Origin of the sequence: Streptomyces sp. NPDC102462 (assembly GCF_044765425.1) — a bacterium.
Classification (GTDB): domain Bacteria; phylum Actinomycetota; class Actinomycetes; order Streptomycetales; family Streptomycetaceae; genus Streptomyces.
Genome location: NZ_JBIWKB010000030.1, coordinates 85527 through 102825, shown reverse-complemented (window position 1 = coordinate 102825; position 17299 = coordinate 85527). Strand labels below are relative to the sequence as shown.

12 protein-coding genes are annotated in these 17299 nt (G+C 72.7%); 9 read left to right on the top strand and 3 right to left on the bottom strand.

What is annotated here, in order from left to right; genetic code table 11:
- The first annotated feature begins 129 nt into the window (after positions 1–129).
- The 9 genes from ACIRFL_RS25075 to ACIRFL_RS25035 all read left to right on the top strand — a co-directional run bounded on the left by ACIRFL_RS25075 (position 130) and on the right by ACIRFL_RS25035 (position 9164).
- Complete coding sequence (locus tag ACIRFL_RS25075) at positions 130–813, top strand: two-component system response regulator (RefSeq protein WP_404032374.1); 684 nt, start codon at positions 130–132, stop codon at positions 811–813.
- 124 nt (positions 814–937) lie between these two features.
- Positions 938–3637, top strand: coding sequence for a DNA translocase FtsK (locus ACIRFL_RS25070; protein ID WP_404032371.1), 2700 nt, complete (start codon positions 938–940; stop codon positions 3635–3637).
- Positions 3638–3906: 269 nt separating this feature from the next.
- Positions 3907–4749 carry a RodZ domain-containing protein gene (locus ACIRFL_RS25065; RefSeq protein WP_404032368.1) on the top strand — a complete coding sequence of 281 codons (843 nt, stop codon included), beginning with the start codon at positions 3907–3909 and terminating at the stop codon, positions 4747–4749.
- A gap of 92 nt (positions 4750–4841) precedes the next feature.
- Positions 4842–6341: a 30S ribosomal protein S12 methylthiotransferase RimO gene (gene rimO / locus ACIRFL_RS25060; RefSeq protein WP_404032365.1), complete on the top strand. Its 1500-nt coding sequence runs from the start codon at positions 4842–4844 to the stop codon at positions 6339–6341.
- A complete protein-coding gene (gene pgsA, locus ACIRFL_RS25055; RefSeq protein ID WP_404032363.1) occupies positions 6338–7081 on the top strand; it encodes a CDP-diacylglycerol--glycerol-3-phosphate 3-phosphatidyltransferase in 744 nt (247 codons plus the stop codon). The genes rimO and pgsA overlap by 4 nt, the downstream gene beginning before the upstream one ends.
- Complete coding sequence (locus ACIRFL_RS25050; RefSeq protein ID WP_404032360.1) at positions 7078–7623, top strand: CinA family protein; 546 nt, start codon at positions 7078–7080, stop codon at positions 7621–7623. The genes pgsA and ACIRFL_RS25050 overlap by 4 nt, the downstream gene beginning before the upstream one ends.
- A gap of 109 nt (positions 7624–7732) precedes the next feature.
- Positions 7733–8107, top strand: a complete 375-nt coding sequence (locus tag ACIRFL_RS25045; protein ID WP_019981938.1) for a helix-turn-helix domain-containing protein — start codon at positions 7733–7735, stop codon at positions 8105–8107.
- Positions 8108–8319: 212 nt separating this feature from the next.
- Positions 8320–8793 (top strand): Dps family protein, encoded by a 474-nt coding sequence (locus tag ACIRFL_RS25040; protein ID WP_404032357.1) that lies wholly within the window; start codon positions 8320–8322, stop codon positions 8791–8793.
- A gap of 74 nt (positions 8794–8867) precedes the next feature.
- Entirely contained in the window at positions 8868–9164 is a 297-nt protein-coding gene (locus ACIRFL_RS25035) for a hypothetical protein (protein WP_404032354.1), read from the top strand.
- A 617-nt stretch (positions 9165–9781) separates the two neighbouring features.
- Here the strand turns inward: ACIRFL_RS25035 and ACIRFL_RS25030 are convergent.
- The 3 genes from ACIRFL_RS25030 to ACIRFL_RS25020 form a co-directional block, all read right to left on the bottom strand.
- On the bottom strand, positions 9782–10546 hold the full coding sequence (locus ACIRFL_RS25030) for an SDR family NAD(P)-dependent oxidoreductase (protein WP_404032351.1): 765 nt from the start codon (positions 10544–10546) through the stop codon (positions 9782–9784).
- A 32-nt stretch (positions 10547–10578) separates the two neighbouring features.
- A complete protein-coding gene (locus ACIRFL_RS25025) occupies positions 10579–11421 on the bottom strand; it encodes a DNA-formamidopyrimidine glycosylase family protein (RefSeq protein ID WP_404032348.1) in 843 nt (280 codons plus the stop codon).
- A gap of 576 nt (positions 11422–11997) precedes the next feature.
- On the bottom strand, positions 11998–17049 hold the full coding sequence (locus ACIRFL_RS25020; RefSeq protein ID WP_404032345.1) for an ATP-dependent helicase: 5052 nt from the start codon (positions 17047–17049) through the stop codon (positions 11998–12000).
- Between the last annotated feature and the right edge of the window lie 250 nt (positions 17050–17299).

The window sequence follows — 17299 nt, the reverse complement described above, 5'->3', positions numbered from 1 at the left end:
GACATCGCGGTGACAGGGTGTGGTGACGGGCGGGGTGCGGCTACCATGACCGGCACAAGGACGGGCGGCGAAAGGGAGTCGTCCCCTGGGGCGGCGCCCGGTGTACCGCCGGGGCGAGGAGGGCGGGCCATGGTGCAGAAGGCCAAGATCCTCCTGGTCGATGACCGGCCGGAGAATCTGCTGGCGCTGGAGGCCATCCTCTCTGCGCTCGATCAGACGCTGGTGCGGGCATCGTCCGGGGAGGAAGCGCTCAAAGCACTGCTCACGGACGACTTCGCGGTCATTCTGCTGGATGTCCAGATGCCGGGCATGGACGGCTTCGAGACCGCCGCGCACATCAAGCGGCGGGAGCGGACGCGGGACATCCCGATCATCTTCCTCACCGCGATCAATCACGGCCCGCACCACACCTTCCGGGGATACGCCGCGGGCGCGGTGGACTACATCTCCAAGCCCTTCGACCCGTGGGTGCTGCGCGCGAAGGTCTCGGTGTTCGTCGAGCTGTACATGAAGAACTGTCAGCTGCGGGAGCAGGCGGCGCTGCTGCGGCTCCAGTTGGAGGGCGGCGGCAAGGGCGCGGTCGGCCCCGGCAAGGAGCCCGCGGGGCTGCTCGCGGAGCTTTCGGCGCGGCTCGCGGCCGTCGAGGAGCAGGCGGAGGCGCTGTCCAAGCAACTGGACGACGAGTCCGCGGACGCGGCGGCGGTGGCCACGGCCGCCCATCTCGAACGCAAACTCACGGGGTTGCGCCGGGCGCTCGACGCGCTGGAGCCCGGCACCGGCAGCGGTGCCCCGTCGCTGCCGAGACAGAACTGACGCCCGCACGGCCCGCAGTTGCGCATGAGCGTGCGTCAGTTCCGTGCCCAGGTACGGGCGACACGAACGGGTGAAGCTCTGGGCACGCGTGTCCACTGTCGTCTCTCCCGGTAATCTCACATCTATGGCCTCACGTCCCTCCGCAGCCAAGAAGCAGCCCGCCAAGAAGGCGGCTGCTCCGGCCAAGGCTGCGGCGAAGAAGGCCCCCGCGAAGAAGGCTCCTGCCAAGAAGGCCGCGGCGAAGAAGCCGGCGCCCAAACCGGCGCCCAGCCCCACCGGGGGCGTCTACCGGCTGGTGCGCGCGCTCTGGCTCGGACTCGCGCACGCTGTCGGCGCCGTCTTCCGCGGGATAGGGCAGGGTGCGAAGAACCTCGACCCGGCGCACCGCAAGGACGGCGTCGCGCTGCTGCTGTTCGGCATCGCGCTGATCGTCGCCGCCGGCACCTGGGCCGATCTGCGCGGCCCGGTCGGTGACCTCGTGGAGATCCTGGTGACCGGCGCCTTCGGCCGGCTCGACCTGCTGGTGCCGATACTGCTCGCGGTGATCGCCGTGCGGTTCGTCCGCCATCCCGAGAAGCCAGAGGCCAACGGCCGCATCGTGATCGGGCTGTCGGCGCTGGTCATCGGCGTGCTCGGCCAAGTCCACATCGCCTGCGGCTCGCCCGCCCGCAGCGACGGGATGCAGGCCATAAGAGACGCCGGCGGTCTCATCGGCTGGGCGGCGGCGACCCCGCTGTCGTACACGATGACCGACGTACTGGCCGTGCCGCTGCTCGTGCTGCTCACCGTCTTCGGGCTGCTCGTCGTCACGGCCACCCCGGTCAACGCCGTCCCGCAGCGGCTGCGGGCGCTCGGCGTACGCCTCGGCGTGCTGCACGACCCCGAGGGCGACCGGCTCACCGAGGACGACGACCGCTACGAGGAGCAGTGGCGCGAGGCGCTGCCCGCGCGCCCCCGCGGACGCCAGGGCGGCTCCCCGGCGTACGACCCGGAGGGGGCCGAGCAGGAAGCGCTCTCCAAGCGCCGGGGCCGGCCCAGGCGCTCCGCGGTGCCGCAGCCCGCGCCTGACCGGCGGCTGGACGCCGTGGACATCGCCGCGGCGGCCGCCGCCGACCTCGACGGCGCCGTCCTGCACGGCATGCCGCCCTCGCCGCTGGTGGCCGACCTCACCCAGGGCGTCAGCGTGGGCGACCGCGAGGAGACCACCCCGACGCCGGTCGCGGTGCCGACCGCGCGCCCCAAGCAGGAGAAGCTGAAGGCCGACGCGGTCGTGCCCGACCTGACCAAGGCGGCACCCGACCAGATCCGCGACCTGCCCCCGCGCGCGGAACAGCTCCAGCTGTCCGGCGACATCACCTACTCCCTGCCCTCGCTCGACCTGCTGGAGCGCGGCGGCCCGGGCAAGGCGCGCAGCGCGGCCAACGACGCGATCGTCGCGTCGCTCACCAACGTCTTCACCGAGTTCAAGGTCGACGCGGCCGTCACCGGCTTCACCCGCGGGCCGACGGTCACCCGGTACGAGGTCGAGCTGGGCCCCGCCGTCAAGGTCGAGCGGATCACCGCGCTCACCAAGAACATCGCGTACGCCGTCGCCAGCCCCGACGTGCGGATCATCAGCCCCATCCCCGGCAAGTCCGCGGTCGGCATCGAGATCCCGAACACCGACCGGGAGATGGTCAACCTCGGTGACGTGCTGCGCCTCGCGGACGCCGCCGAGGACGACCATCCGATGCTGGTCGCGCTCGGCAAGGACGTCGAGGGCGGCTATGTGATGGCGAACATCGCCAAGATGCCGCACGTGCTCGTCGCGGGCGCCACCGGCTCCGGCAAGTCGTCCTGCATCAACTGCCTGATCACCTCGATCATGATGCGTGCGACCCCCGAGGACGTCCGCATGGTCCTGGTCGACCCCAAGCGCGTGGAGCTGACCGCCTACGAGGGCATCCCGCACCTGATCACGCCGATCATCACCAACCCCAAGCGGGCGGCCGAGGCGCTCCAGTGGGTGGTGCGCGAGATGGACCTGCGCTACGACGACCTCGCCGCCTACGGCTACCGGCACATCGACGACTTCAACGAGGCCGTCCGGGTCGGCAAGGTGAAGCCGCCGGAGGGCAGCGAACGAGAACTCCAGCCCTACCCGTACCTGCTGGTCATCGTCGACGAGCTGGCCGACCTGATGATGGTCGCGCCGCGCGACGTGGAAGACGCGATCGTGCGCATCACGCAGCTCGCGCGCGCGGCCGGCATCCACCTGGTGCTCGCCACCCAGCGCCCGTCGGTCGACGTGGTCACCGGTCTGATCAAGGCGAACGTGCCCTCACGGCTCGCGTTCGCCACCTCCTCGCTCGCCGACTCGCGCGTCATCCTCGACCAGCCCGGCGCCGAGAAGCTGATCGGCAAGGGCGACGGACTGTTCCTGCCGATGGGCGCCAACAAGCCGACCCGTATGCAGGGCGCCTTCGTCACCGAGGAGGAGGTCGCGGCCGTCGTCCGGCACTGCAAGGAGCAGATGACTCCCGTCTTCCGGGACGACGTCACCGTCGGCACCAAACAGAAGAAGGAGATCGACGAGGACATCGGAGACGACCTCGACCTGCTGTGCCAGGCGGCCGAACTGGTCGTCTCCACACAGTTCGGTTCGACGTCGATGCTGCAGCGCAAGCTGCGCGTCGGGTTCGCCAAGGCGGGCCGGCTCATGGACCTCATGGAGTCCCGCGGCGTCGTCGGGCCCAGCGAGGGATCCAAGGCCCGGGACGTTCTGGTGAAACCCGACGAACTCGACGGCGTGCTCGCCGTGATACGCGGGGAGTCTGAAGGTTAGGGACAGGCCGTTCGGCGGTCCGTGACGGGTGACGGCGGCACCGTGATCCACCCGTTAGAGACCGGCGAGCAACCGTTTCCCTTTGACATACGTCAAGTTGAGCGAGCGGTCAGGCGCGGACCCCGGAGCGGTCCGGGCCTGACCCGGCATCGGGATGACCGGCCATTCCGATGGCGTACAAAGTCGTACCGCCCGGTTGCCCCACCCTTTCGCACCCCCCCTAGACTGAACTTCCAGCACAGGTGGCTACACGCTCGAAAGGCGCCCCCGTGTCCATCGGCAACTCCCCTGAAGACGAGCGTCCGTTCCCAGATGTGTCCGAGGAACCCCGAGTCTCCGTCGGTCGCGCCCTCCAGCAGGCGCGCATCGCGGCCGGGCTGACCGTCGACGACGTCAGCAGCGCCACTCGCGTCCGCATCGCCATCGTGCACGCCATCGAGGCGGACGACTTCGCCCCGTGCGGCGGAGACGTGTACGCCCGCGGGCACATCCGGACCCTGGCCAAGGCCGTCCGCCTCGATCCCGCCCCGCTCCTCGCGCAGTACGACACCGACCACGGCGGGCGGCCCGCGCCCACGCCGGCCGCCCCGCTGTTCGAGGCGGAACGCATCCGGCCCGAGCGGCGCGGACCCAACTGGACGGCGGCCATGGTCGCCGCGATCGTCGCCGTGATCGGTTTCGTCGGCTTCACCGCGTTCAAGGGCGGCGACAGCGGGAACGACGCCAAGGCGCAGGTCGCCGAGGGCGCCACGCCCACGACCAGCAAGCCGGCCACGCCGAAGCCGACCGACACCAAGCCCGCCGACCAGACGCCCGCGCCGTCCGACAGCGCCATCGCGGCCGCCCCGCAGGACAAGGTGACCGTCCAGGTGAGCGCCGCCGACGGACGCAGCTGGATCTCGGCCAAGGACCACAACGGCCGGATGCTGTTCGACGGACTCCTGGAGAAGGGCGATTCCAAGACCTTCCAGGACAGCTCGAAGATCAACCTCATCCTCGGCGACGCCGGGGCGATCCAGCTCTACGTCAACGGCAAGAAGATCCAGGACGACTTCCAGCCCGGAGCCGTGGAACGCCTCACCTACACCAAGGGCGACCCCGAGGTCGGCTAGAGGGGCACCCGGGGTGTTCCGTCGACGGGGTCAGCCATGATCGCCAACCCCGTCGACAAGGGCTGTCAGTGAGACGAAGTAGTCTTGAGCGCATGCCTGAACGCCGTACCGTCGCACTCGTCACACTCGGCTGCGCCCGTAACGAGGTGGACTCGGAGGAGCTCGCAGGCCGCTTGGAGGCGGACGGCTGGCAACTCGTCGAGGACGCCACGGACGCCGATGTCGCCGTGGTCAACACCTGTGGCTTCGTCGAGGCCGCCAAGAAGGACTCCGTCGACGCGCTCCTGGAGGCCAACGACCTCAAGGGACAGGGCAGAACGCAGGCCGTCGTGGCGGTGGGCTGTATGGCCGAGCGGTACGGCAAGGAGCTGGCGGACGCCCTCCCCGAGGCCGATGGCGTACTCGGTTTTGACGACTACGCGAACATCTCCGACCGTCTGCAGACGATCCTGAGCGGCGGTATCCACGCCGCGCACACCCCGCGCGACCGGCGCAAGCTGCTGCCGATCAGCCCCGCCGAGCGCCAGGAGTCGGCCGCCTCGGTCGCCCTGCCGGGGCACGCGCCGGCGGACCTCCCCGAGGGCGTCGCCCCGGCGTCGGGACCGCGAGCGCCCCTGCGCCGCCGCCTGGACGGATCCCCGGTCGCCTCGGTCAAGCTCGCCTCCGGCTGCGACCGGCGCTGCTCCTTCTGCGCCATCCCCTCCTTCCGCGGCTCCTTCATCTCGCGCCGCCCGAGCGACGTGCTGAACGAGACCCGGTGGCTGGCCGAGCAGGGCGTCAAGGAGATCATGCTGGTCTCCGAGAACAACACCTCCTACGGCAAGGACCTGGGCGACATCCGCCTCCTGGAGTCGCTGCTGCCCGAGCTGGCCGAGGTCGACGGCATCGAGCGGGTGCGGGTCAGCTACCTCCAGCCGGCCGAGATGCGCCCGGGGCTGATCGACGTGCTGACCTCCACGCCGAAGATCGCCCCCTACTTCGACCTGTCCTTCCAGCACTCCGCTCCCGCCGTGCTGCGCGCGATGCGCCGCTTCGGCGACACCGACCGCTTCCTGGAACTGCTCGACACCATCCGGTCCAAGGCCCCGCAGGCCGGCGTGCGCTCCAACTTCATCGTCGGCTTCCCCGGCGAGACGGAGGCCGACCTCGCCGAACTCGAACGCTTCCTGAACCACGCCCGGCTGGACGCCATCGGCGTCTTCGGCTACTCCGACGAGGAGGGCACGGAGGCGGCGACGTACGACGACAAGCTCGACGAGGACGTCGTGGCCGAGCGGCTGGCGCATGTGTCCCGGCTGGCCGAGGAACTGGTCTCGCAGCGGGCCGAGGAGCGCGTGGGCGAAACCGTGCACGTGCTGGTCGAGTCCGTCGGACAGGACGGCCACGGCGCCGGCGACGACACCGAGGACGGGGTGTACGGCCGCGGCGCGCACCAGGCGCCGGAGACGGACGGCCAGGTGCTGCTCACGAGCGGCGCGGGCCTGGGCGTCGGTCGTATGGTCGAGGCGAAGGTGGTCGGTACGGAAGGTGTCGACCTGGTGGCCGAGCCGCTTGAGGGCTCGCTCGCGTGTAGTGAGGAGGCGGGCAGATGACGGGAGTCCCGGCATCCGCTGCGGGCGGCTCCTCCGGCGCGCAGGGGGCCCCGGGCTCCGCCGCCGAAGGACCGGCGGGCGCGGCCGTCTCCGGCGCGCAGGGCGCGACGCGGACCGCGCGCGGCGGGAAGCTGGCGGCGGCGGCCGTCAACCAGGCCAGCGTCTGGAACGTCGCCAATCTGCTGACGATGCTCCGGCTGCTCCTCGTCCCCGGTTTTGTCGCCCTCATGCTGGCCGACGGCGGCTATGACCCGGCGTGGCGCTCGCTCGCCTGGGCCGCCTTCGCCATCGCCATGATCACCGACCTGTTCGACGGCCACCTGGCACGCACCTACAACCTGGTCACCGACTTCGGGAAGATCGCCGACCCCATCGCCGACAAGGCGATCATGGGGGCGGCGCTGATCTGTCTCTCGGCCCTCGGCGACCTGCCCTGGTGGGTGACGGTCGTCATCCTGGGCCGGGAACTGGGCATCACCCTGCTGCGTTTCCTCGTCATCCGGTACGGCGTCATTCCCGCGAGCCGCGGCGGCAAGCTCAAGACGCTCACCCAGGGCGTGGCCGTGGGGATGTATGTGCTGGCGCTGACGGGCTGGCTGGCCACCCTGAGGTTCTGGGTGATGGCGGCGGCGGTCGTGCTGACGGTCGTGACCGGACTCGACTATGTGAGACAGGCCATTGTGCTGCGCAGGCGGGGAATGGCCGAGCGGACGGCGGTGTCGGAGGAGTCCGAAGGGTGAATTCCGCGGCTGCCGAAGTGGTGCGGCTACTGACCGTGAGGGGCGAGACGCTCGCCGTCGCGGAGTCGCTGACCGGCGGTCTGGTCGCGGCGGAGATCACCGCGGTCGCCGGGGCCTCGAAGTCCTTCCGCGGTTCGATCACCGCCTATGCCACCGACCTGAAACACCGGCTGCTGGACGTCGACGCCGGCCTGCTGGACCGCAACGGAGCGGTGGATCCGCAGGTCGCGGCGCAGATGGCGGCCGGGGTGCGCGCGGCACTCGGCGCCGACTGGGGCATCGCGACGACCGGTGTGGCCGGGCCCGAGCCGCAGGACGGCCGGCCCGTGGGCACGGTGTTCGTCGCCGTCGACGGTCCCCGTGGACCGGGGTCCGGTTCTGCCGGTGGCGGAAAAGTGGAGGCCCTGCGGTTGAACGGCCTGCGTGCGGAAATCCGTATGGAGAGTGTACGGAGCGTACTGGCACTGCTCCTGAAGGAGCTTGTGGGCGAACAGACCGGGAATGAGCGGGCACAGGATACGGAACAGAACGGGGGGTTTTGATGTTTGCAGCCCTGAGTGAACACGACATCGCTCCCCGCACGGCCGCAGCGCGAGGCGGTACGGTGGGGCGAGAAGGATGCGGCTACGCGGTCCGAGGAGGGAGCCACCGATGATTCTGCTCCGTCGCCTGCTTGGTGACGTGCTGCGTCGGCAGCGCCAACGCCAGGGCCGTACTCTGCGCGAAGTCTCCTCGTCCGCCCGAGTCTCGCTCGGCTATCTCTCCGAGGTGGAGCGGGGGCAGAAGGAGGCTTCCTCCGAACTGCTCTCCGCCATCTGCGACGCGCTGGACGTACGGATGTCCGAACTCATGCGGGAAGTGAGCGACGAACTCGCCCTCGCCGAGCTGGCCCAGTCCGCCGCGGCCACCGAGTCCGTGCCCACGCCGGTTCGTCCGATGCTGGGTTCCGTCTCGGTGACCGGTGTGCCACCGGAACGGGTGACCATCAAGGCCCCCGCCGAGGCGGTGGACGTGGTCGCCGCGTGACCCTCACGCGCGTGGCCCAGTAACGCGACACGTGGAAGGCCCCGGCCGGGGCTGCCGCGGGGAGAACCCCGCGCGGCGCGGCCGGGGCCTTCGTGCTGCGCGCGGGCCGGGCTCCTGGGCCCTCGCAGTGCACTTTGCGCCCATTTGCCGGTACCGGGGAGGGCGGTCATGGTGGAGGGACATATGACCGGGTGAACCAACGGAGGCTGTGGATGTACGTCGTCAAGAGCCCCCTGTCCGACGATGCGGACCTCAAGACCGTGGCCGAGGTGCTGCAAGGAGCCCTCGTCGACCTGCTGGACCTCTCACTGGTGGCCAAGCAACTCCACTGGAACATCGTCGGCCCTCGCTTCCGGTCCGTCCATCTCCAACTCGACGACGTCGTCGCCACCGCCCGCACCCACTCGGACACCGTCGCCGAGCGGGCGGCCACGCTGGGTGTGCCGCCCGACGGGCGCGCGGCGACGGTGGCCACCGGCAGCGGCATCGGCGTGACGCCCGAGGGCTGGGTCAGGGACGCCGACGCGGTGCGGACGATCGTGGACGCGCTGGCCGTGGTGATCACACGCATGCGGGAGCGGGTGACCGCGACCGCAGAACCCGACCCCGTGACCCAGGACATCCTCATCGGCATCACAGCCGACCTGGAAAAACACCACTGGATGTTCCAGGCGGAGAACGGCTGAGCGGGCCGTCGCCCTGCGTTCCTGTGATGCGCGGCGCGGTATGGTAGGGCCGCCGAATGGGGAGGGGTGGGGACATGGACATGTTCCTTGTCGGTGCGGCCGCGGTGGCCTTCGGCCTGCTGGCTGCCTGTGGCTGCGTGGCGTTGGCCACCGGGTGGCTGGTGCCGTGGCTGCGCCGCCACGTGGTGCGGCCGGACCTGTGGGGCTATGGGGCGGTGTCGCAGGCCACGGGCCTGGCGGTCGGCATGTCCTTCACAGTGGCAGGGCATTCGATGATCGTGCTGAACACGCTGTTCGTCGTCACCATCGCGTTGGCCGTCCTGGGCGGCCTGCTCCAGAAGCGCTCACTGCGTCGCCTCGTAGCCGGCTGAACGGCCCTTGCCCGCTCGGCAGGGTGCGTGGGCACGCGCAGGCCGAGGAGCGGACGCGGTCGTCCTGGATGCGGCTCGGGCCCGGCCGGGGGACACTCACACGAAGGACGGCGAATCTCCGGCGCCGACCGGAAGGCAGCCCGAATCCCGCTCCCGGGAAGGCGTTCTGGTGCAGATCCATGGATGATCCGCGGCTTCACCACGGGACGTTCCAGCTGGATGTTCTTTGCCTTCTGGACGTTCTGGGTGGAGGACGGGTGGCGGACCCGTTCGGTGGGTCCGTCCGCCCGGAGGTCGTCCGGGTGCGGACCGGTGCCGCATCGGTGAGCCGTCCATGCGCCTCCACGGCGGGTGAGGCGGCGTTCTAGCGTCCGGCTGGAGGTGAACGGCCATGGTGCGGCGGGCAGTGCGGTGGGGGATAGGTCTGGGGTTCGGCGCGGCGTGGTCGTGGGCCGTCGTACGGATCGTGCTGGGCGCGGATGTGGGGGCGCTGGAGGGCGCCGTCGCGGCCGGCGGGTGGGGGCTCAGCCTGCTGCCGGTGCACTGCATGCCGAAGGCGAGCGCCGCGGGCGCCGTAGGGCCCGAGCGGTGGGTGGCCGCCTGGCGGGCCGGTGATGTCACCAGGGCATCGCGACTCCCCCGTTCGGACGCAGGATCTGGCCCGTCGTGAACGAGGACGCGTCGGACGCCAGGTACAGCACGGCGTGTGCCACCTCCTCCGTCTCGCCGACCCGGCCCAGCGGCGACATGCGGCTCATCAGGGCCTCGGTGTGGGCCTGTGCCGCGTCGTCGTGGCGGGCGGTCATCGGGGTGCGGATCCAGCCGGGGGCGACCGCGTTGACCCGGATGCCGTGCCGGCCGACCTCGCTCGCCAGCGTCTTCGTGAGCTGCACCACGGCCGCCTTCGCCGCGCCGTAGCAGAGCAGCCCCGGGCCACCGGTGTCGACGGCGCCCGAGGCCATGGTGACGATGCTGCCGCCCGCCCCACGGTCGAGCATCAGCCGCGCCGCCTCCTGGCAGGCGTGGAGGACGCCCTTGAAGTTGACGTCCAGGACTCGGTCAAGGTCCTCGTCGGTGGTCTCCAGGACCGGGCTGCTGTGCATGATCCCGGCGACCGCCGCCAGCACGTCCAGACGCTCGCAGGACCGTACGGCCTGCCGCAGCCCGGCCCGGTCGGTGACGTCCAGCCGGTGGGTGCGGGCGGTGCCGCCCCGGGCCTCGACGCGGGCCGCCGTCTCGCGCAGGCCGGCCGCGTCCCGGTCGGCGCAGTGCACGGTCGCGCCCGCCTCGGCGAGCAGCACGGCGCAGGCACGACCGATGCCGCTCGCCGCGCCGGTGACGAATGCGGTGCGTCCGGTGAGGTCGTACGCGTCGACGGTCATGAAGCGACCGTACGAGCGTTTCTGACGGATCGTCAATTGGTGCCGCGGGGGCGGATTCCGCGGGACTGCGGGGAACCCGGTGCCGGGGCCGGGCCCCGCTGGCAGTGCGGGCACCAGTACGTGGGCCGCTCCCGTGAGCCGTCGCCCTGGTCGGCCACCCGGACCTGGGTGTGGCAGCGCAGGCAGGGCCGGGGCGCCCGGCCGTAGACGAACAGGTCCTGGCCGCGCCGACCCGTGGTGGTGCGGACCGGCCGGTCGCGGTTGGCCTCCAGGAGCCTCTTCGCGAGGGCGGGCAGCTGTGCGGCGCGGTCGTCGGGCAGGGCGCCCACCGGCAGCCATGGGGTGACGCCGAGCAGGAAGCACAGCTCGCTCTTGTAGACATTGCCGATGCCCGCCAGGTTGCGCTGGTCGAGCAGGGCCTCGCCGAGGGGCCGGGCAGGGTCCGCGAGCAGATTGGCGAGGGCGGTCTCCGGATCCCAGTCGGGACCGAGCAGATCGGGGCCGAGATGGCCCACGACGCGGGACTCCTCCGTGGTGCGCAGCAGTTCCAGCACCGGGAGCCGGTAGCCCACCGCGGTGTGCTCCCCGGTGCCCAGGATGACGCGGATCTGGTGCGCCGGACCGCCGCTCCAGCGCTCGCCGTCGCCATACACCCTCCAGGCGCCGTCCATGCGCAGATGCGTGTGCAGCGTGAGACCGCCCTCGATGCGGGTGAGCAGGTGTTTGCCGCGCGGCGTGACGTCCAGCACCGTGCGCCCGGTGAGGTCGACCGTGGCGTACCTGGGCACTCGCAGATCGCTGCGGGTCAGCACCCGGCCCGCGAGCGCGCCGTGCAGCCGCCTCGCGGCCTGCCAGACCGTGTCACCCTCGGGCATGCGTCCAGGGTGGCACGGCCCGTGGCCGTCGGCGCACCTGCCTGTGCACGGATTGTGCGGGACACCTGCCGTGGGCGTGGGACGGCGTGCCCGCCGGTGCCGCTTGTGCGGCGCGCCTTGCCGTGGGCGTGGGTCGCCTGCCTGCCGGTGCCGCCGTCGTGTCCGCGGCGCCGGGGTGCGCTGCCGCGGACCGGGCGCGGGGGGCGCGCCGGGGCGTGGGGCGTGGCCGTCGCGATCCGGTCCGCGCCGGTGCCGTTGCGTGCCGCGGCGGGTTCCTCGGGGGCGGTCAGGTCGGAGCGGGTGGGGATTCCGGGCGTCCCCGTCCGGCCGGGCGCGATACGACTGACGCCGAGCCGGCGAGGGCCCCGGCGCGGGGGCGCGGCGAGACGTGGCAGCGGTGCCGGGGGCGGTGCGGGCGCGGCCGGGCGCGCCTCCGGCTCGGCGGGGACCGGCTGGGTGGGTACGACGGCCCGCTCCCGTTCCGTGTGCCGCCGGACCTCGGCGGGGCCGGGTGGGGCGGGTCCGTCGCCGCGGCGGGCGGTGCCTGCCTGCGCGCGGTGGGCCGGCGGCCGTTGGTCAGGCTCTGAGGCGCAGGCCGCGCGGGGTCGCCACGAAACCGGCTCCTTCCAGGAGAGTGCCGATGGGGGAGGTGAGCGCCGAGGCGCCGTTCACGCGCACCACCGTGACCGTGCCCAGGGCGCCCGCGCGGGCAGCGGCGGCCAGGGCGCCCGCGGCGGCCGGGAGGCGGGGATCGTCGGCGGGCTCGGTGTCCGCGGCTGCGGGCCAGGCCAGCAGGGTCTTGCCGCCCCGCTCCATGTAGAGCGTCAGCTCGCCGTCCACCAGCACCACCAGCGAACCCGCCTTGCGGCCCGGCTTGTGCCCGGCCCCGGTCGGCGGCTCGGGCCAGGGCAGGGCCGAGCCGTAGGCGTTCGCCGGGTCGGCCGCGGCGAGGACGACCGCCCGGGTGTCGGCGGCGGACGTACGGGTACGGCGGTCGCCGTGTCCGGCGCCGTACGGCAGGGCAGGGCCCCCTCGCGGGCCGCCGTGCCCGGGGGAGGCGAGGTCCCTGAGGTCCTTCGGGGAGACGTAGTCGCCCGGTGCGGTGCGGTGGCCGGGTGGCCAGGAGAGGTCTTCCTCCGGGGAGGCCCAGTCGGTCCCGTTGGCCCAGTCGGTCCCGTCGGTTCCGTCCGCGCCGCCCGGCCCGCCGAACGCGCCGGAGGCCCGCTCGAACCCGCTGGCCGAAGCATCGTCGTCGGGCGGGTCGAAGCCTTGGGAGCCCTCGTGCGCGAAGTCGGGGATGCCGTACCCAGCGGACCCCGGGGTGCCGCTCCCCATGGAGCCGTGAGGGCTGCCGTTCGAGGCGCCGGGGGCGGGCAGTCCGTCGCCGCGCTCGCGGGCGTTGGCGACCGCTCGCAGCCGGTCGACGGCCCCGTCCATCGCGAACTGCGCGGCGCCCAGCCCTTCGACGACATAGCCGCGCCGGGCCTGGCCGCTCTCCTCGAAGGCCGACAGGATCCGGTAGACGGCCGAGAAGCCGCCCTCCGCGCCCTCGGCGGCGACCGCTCCCCGGGTGACCACGCCGTGCCGGTCGAGCAGGGTGCGAGCCAGGGCGTGGGCGCGCACGGTGCCGTCCGGCTCATGCTCCGGGAGCAGGGACCAGCGGCCGGCGACGGTCGGCGGGCCGGCGCGGGAGACGGGGCGGGCTGCGGCCGTCAGCGAGCCGTAGCGACCGCGCGGGACGGTGCGCCTGGCCCGGTGGGCCGTGGCGCCCGCCGTGCGGCCCGAACCCAGCAGCGAGCGCATCGGGGCGAGCGTGTCGTTCGTCAGCCGCCCGGACCAGGCCAGCTCCCAGAGGGCGTCGGCCAGTTGGGCATCGGTGACGTCCGGGTGGGTGGTGGCGCGGACCTGGTCCGCGATCTGCCGGAAGAACAGGCCGTAGCCGCCCGAGAGGGCGTCCAGCACCGACTGGTGCAGCGCGGTCAGCTCCAGGGGGTGCGGCGGCGGCAGGAGCAGCGGGGCCGCGTCCGCCAGGTACAGCGACACCCAGCCGTCCTTGCCGGGCAGCGCCCCCGCTCCCGCCCAGACGATCTCACCGGCCGAGGTGAGTTCGTCGAGCATCGACGCACTGTAGTTCGTCACCCGCGACGGCAGGACCAGCTTCTCCAGGGCGGACGCCGGGACGGACGCACCCTGCAACTGCTCGACGGCGCGCACCAGTCCGTCGATGCCGCGCAGGCCGTGCCCCTTCCCGATGTGCTGCCACTGCGGCAGGAACTGCGCCAGCGCGGGCGGCGGCACCGGCTCCACCTCGTGCCGCAGCGCGGCCAGCGAACGGCGGCGCAGCCTGCGCAGGACGGCCGCGTCACACCACTCCTGGCCGATCCCCGCCGGATGGAACTCGCCCTGGACGACCCGGCCGCCCGCCGCGAGCCGCTGGAGGGCTCCCTCCGTGACCGCCACGCCCAGGCCGAAGCGGGCCGCAGCGGTGGCCGAGGTGAACGGGCCGTGGGTGCGCGCGTACCGGGCGAGAAGGTCGCCGAGCGGGTCCTTGACGGGCTCGGTGAAGGCTTCGGGCACCCCCACCGGCAGCGCCGTGCCGAGCGCGTCGCGCAGTCGGCCCGCGTCCTCGACGGCCGCCCAGTGGTCCGCTCCGGCGATGCGGACCCGGATGGCGCGGCGGGCGGCGGCCAGTTCCCCGGCCCACCGCGGGTCGGCGCCACGCTCGGTCAGTTCGGCCTCGGTCAGCGGTCCGAGCAGGCGCAGCACGTCGGCCACGCCCTCGACGTCCTTGACTCGGCGGTCCTCGGTGAGCCACTGGAGCTCCCGCTCCAGCTCGGTCAGCACCTCAGCGTCGAGCAGTTCGCGCAGCTCCGCCTGGCCCAGCAGCTCGGCCAGCAGCCGCGAGTCCAGGGACAGCGCGGCGGCACGGCGCTCGGCCAGCGGGGAGTCGCCCTCGTACAGGAACTGGGCGACGTAGCCGAACAGCAGGGACCGCGCGAACGGCGACGGCTCGGGGGTCGTGACCTCCACCAGGCGCACCCTGCGGGACTCGATGTCCCCCATCAGCTCGGTGAGCCCGGGGACGTCGAAGACGTCCTGGAGACATTCGCGGACCGCCTCCAGGACGATCGGGAACGAGCCGAACTCGCTCGCCACCTGGAGCAGTTGCGCGGCCCGCTGGCGCTGCTGCCACAGCGGGGTGCGGCGGCCGGGGTTGCGGCGCGGCAACAGCAGCGCGCGGGCGGCGCACTCGCGGAAGCGGGAGGCGAACAGCGCCGAGCCGCCGACCTGGTCGGTGACGATCCTGTCGACCTCGCCCTTGTCGAAGGCGACGTCCGCCGCGCCGACCGGCGCCTGCTCGGCGTCGTAGGCCGTGGACGCCTTCAGGGGCTCCTGTTCGAGCAGATCCAGGCCCATCAGGTCGGCGTCGGGCAGGCGCAGCACGATGCCGTCGTCGGCGTGCATGACCTGCGCGTCCATGCCGTACCGCTCGGACAGGCGGGCGCCGAGCGCGAGGGCCCACGGGGCGTGCACCTGCGCACCGAACGGGGAATGGACGACGACGCGCCAGTCGCCCAGCTCGTCCCGGAAGCGCTCCACCACGATCGTCCGGTCGTCGGGGACGTGACCGCACGCCTCGCGCTGCTCGTCCAGATAGGACAGGACGTTGTCCGCGGCCCAGGCGTCGAGGCCCGCGGCGAGCAGCCGCAGCCGGGCGTCGTCCTTCGCGAGCGAGCCGACCTCGCGCAGGAACGCGCCCACGGCGCGGCCCAGTTCGAGCGGGCGGCCCAGCTGGTCGCCCTTCCAGAAGGGCAGCCTTCCCGGCACGCCGGGCGCCGGGGAGACCAGAACGCGGTCGCGCGTGATGTCCTCGATGCGCCAGGAACTCGTGCCCAGCGTGAAGACGTCTCCCACCCGCGACTCGTAGACCATCTCCTCGTCGAGTTCGCCGACCCGGCCGCCGCCCTTCTTCGGGTCCGCGCCGGCGAGGAAGACGCCGAAGAGGCCCCGGTCGGGGATCGTGCCCCCGGAGGTGACGGCGAGCCGCTGCGCGCCGGGGCGGCCGGTGACCGTGCCGGCGACCCGGTCCCACACCACGCGCGGACGCAGTTCGGCGAAGGCGTCGGACGGATAGCGGCCCGCGAGCATGTCCAGGACGGCCGTGAACGCCGACTCCGGGAGCGAGGCGAACGGCGCGGCACGGCGCACGGTGGCCAGCAGGTCGTCGACCTGCCAGGTGTCCAGCGCCGTCATGGCGACCAGCTGCTGGGCGAGGACGTCCAGCGGGTTGGCGGGGACCTTCAGCGACTCGATGGCGCCGGAGCGCATCCGCTCGGTGACGACCGCGGCCTGCACCAGGTCGCCGCGGTACTTCGGGAAGACCACGCCGGTGGAGACGGCACCGACCTGGTGACCGGCACGGCCGACACGCTGCAGTCCGGAGGCGACGGAGGGCGGGGACTCCACCTGCACGACGAGGTCGACCGCGCCCATGTCGATGCCCAGCTCCAGGCTGGAGGTGGCCACCACGGCGGGCAGCCGGCCCGCCTTCAGGTCCTCCTCAACCAGGGCACGCTGCTCCTTGGAGACCGAGCCGTGGTGGGCGCGGGCGATGACCTGCGGCGCGCCCTGGGCCGCGCCCGACCCGCCCATCAGCTGGGCGGGGGAGTGGTGCTCCCCCAGGGGCTCGCCGGTCGCCCGCTCGTAGGCGATCTCGTTGAGCCGGTTGCACAGGCGCTCGGCGAGGCGCCGGGAGTTCGCGAACACGATCGTCGACCGGTGGGCCTGCACCAGGTCGGTGATCCGCTCCTCCACATGCGGCCAGATCGACGGCCGCTCCGCGCCCTCGCCGCCGTCGGCGACCGGGGAACCGACCAGCTCGCCCAGATCCTCCACCGGGACCACGACGGAGAGGTCGAACTCCTTGCCGGACTCGGGCTGGACGATCTCCACCTTGCGCCGCGGCGAGAGATACCGGGCCACCTCGTCGACCGGGCGGACGGTCGCCGACAGGCCGATGCGGCGGGCCGGCCTGGGCAGCAACTCGTCCAGCCGCTCCAGGGAGAGCGCGAGATGCGCGCCGCGCTTGGTACCCGCGACCGCGTGCACCTCGTCCAGGATCACCGTCTCGACGCCGGTCAGCGCATCGCGGGTGGCCGAGGTCAGCATCAGGAACAGGGACTCGGGAGTGGTGATCAGGATGTCCGGCGGGCGCGTGGACAGGGCACGGCGCTCGGTGGCCGGGGTGTCGCCGGAGCGGATGCCGACCTTGACCTCGGGCTCGGACAGGCCCAGGCGCAGGGACTCGTGCCGGATGCCGGTCAGCGGGCTGCGCAGGTTGCGCTCGACGTCGACCGCGAGGGCCTTGAGCGGTGAGACGTACAGCACACGGCAGCGCTTCTTCGGATCGGCGGGCGGTGGGGTCGAGGCGAGCTGGTCCAGGGCCGCGAGGAACGCGGCCAGCGTCTTGCCGGACCCGGTCGGGGCCACCACCAGCACGTCGGAGCCCTCGCGGATGGCCTGCCACGCGCCCGCCTGGGCCGCGGTGGGCGCGGAGAAGGCCCCCGTGAACCAGCCGCGGGTCGCGGGGGAGAAGCCGTCGAGGGCTCGATGTGCGGAGCTGACCATGCGTCCATCCTGCACCCGAGCACTGACAAACGCCCTGACCTGGGCAAATGCCGCCGGTGCCGGTGCCGGTGCCGGTGCCGATCCGCCGGGTGCCGGGTGCCGGCGGCGATCGTGGCCGGGCCGGCCGGGACCGGGACCGTATCGACAGGGGCCGCTGACGGCACCGGCGGGTACCGGGTCCGTAGGGACGGATGCCGATGACGGCACCGGCGGGGACCGGCACCGCATCAGCCGGGACCGCACCGGCACC

Bases quoted from the DNA above. Each gene is read 5' to 3' on its own strand.
- ACIRFL_RS25070 (WP_404032371.1), top strand. From the start codon at position 938: ATGGCCTCACGTCCCTCCGCAGCCAAGAAGCAGCCCGCCAAGAAGGCG.
- ACIRFL_RS25020 (WP_404032345.1), bottom strand. From the start codon at position 17,049: ATGGTCAGCTCCGCACATCGAGCCCTCGACGGCTTCTCCCCCGCGACC.
- ACIRFL_RS25035 (WP_404032354.1), top strand. From the start codon at position 8,868: ATGGACATGTTCCTTGTCGGTGCGGCCGCGGTGGCCTTCGGCCTGCTG.
- ACIRFL_RS25025 (WP_404032348.1), bottom strand. From the start codon at position 11,421: ATGCCCGAGGGTGACACGGTCTGGCAGGCCGCGAGGCGGCTGCACGGC.
- ACIRFL_RS25040 (WP_404032357.1), top strand. From the start codon at position 8,320: ATGTACGTCGTCAAGAGCCCCCTGTCCGACGATGCGGACCTCAAGACC.
- rimO (WP_404032365.1), top strand. From the start codon at position 4,842: ATGCCTGAACGCCGTACCGTCGCACTCGTCACACTCGGCTGCGCCCGT.
- ACIRFL_RS25045 (WP_019981938.1), top strand. From the start codon at position 7,733: ATGATTCTGCTCCGTCGCCTGCTTGGTGACGTGCTGCGTCGGCAGCGC.
- ACIRFL_RS25075 (WP_404032374.1), top strand. From the start codon at position 130: ATGGTGCAGAAGGCCAAGATCCTCCTGGTCGATGACCGGCCGGAGAAT.
- ACIRFL_RS25030 (WP_404032351.1), bottom strand. From the start codon at position 10,546: ATGACCGTCGACGCGTACGACCTCACCGGACGCACCGCATTCGTCACC.
- pgsA (WP_404032363.1), top strand. From the start codon at position 6,338: ATGACGGGAGTCCCGGCATCCGCTGCGGGCGGCTCCTCCGGCGCGCAG.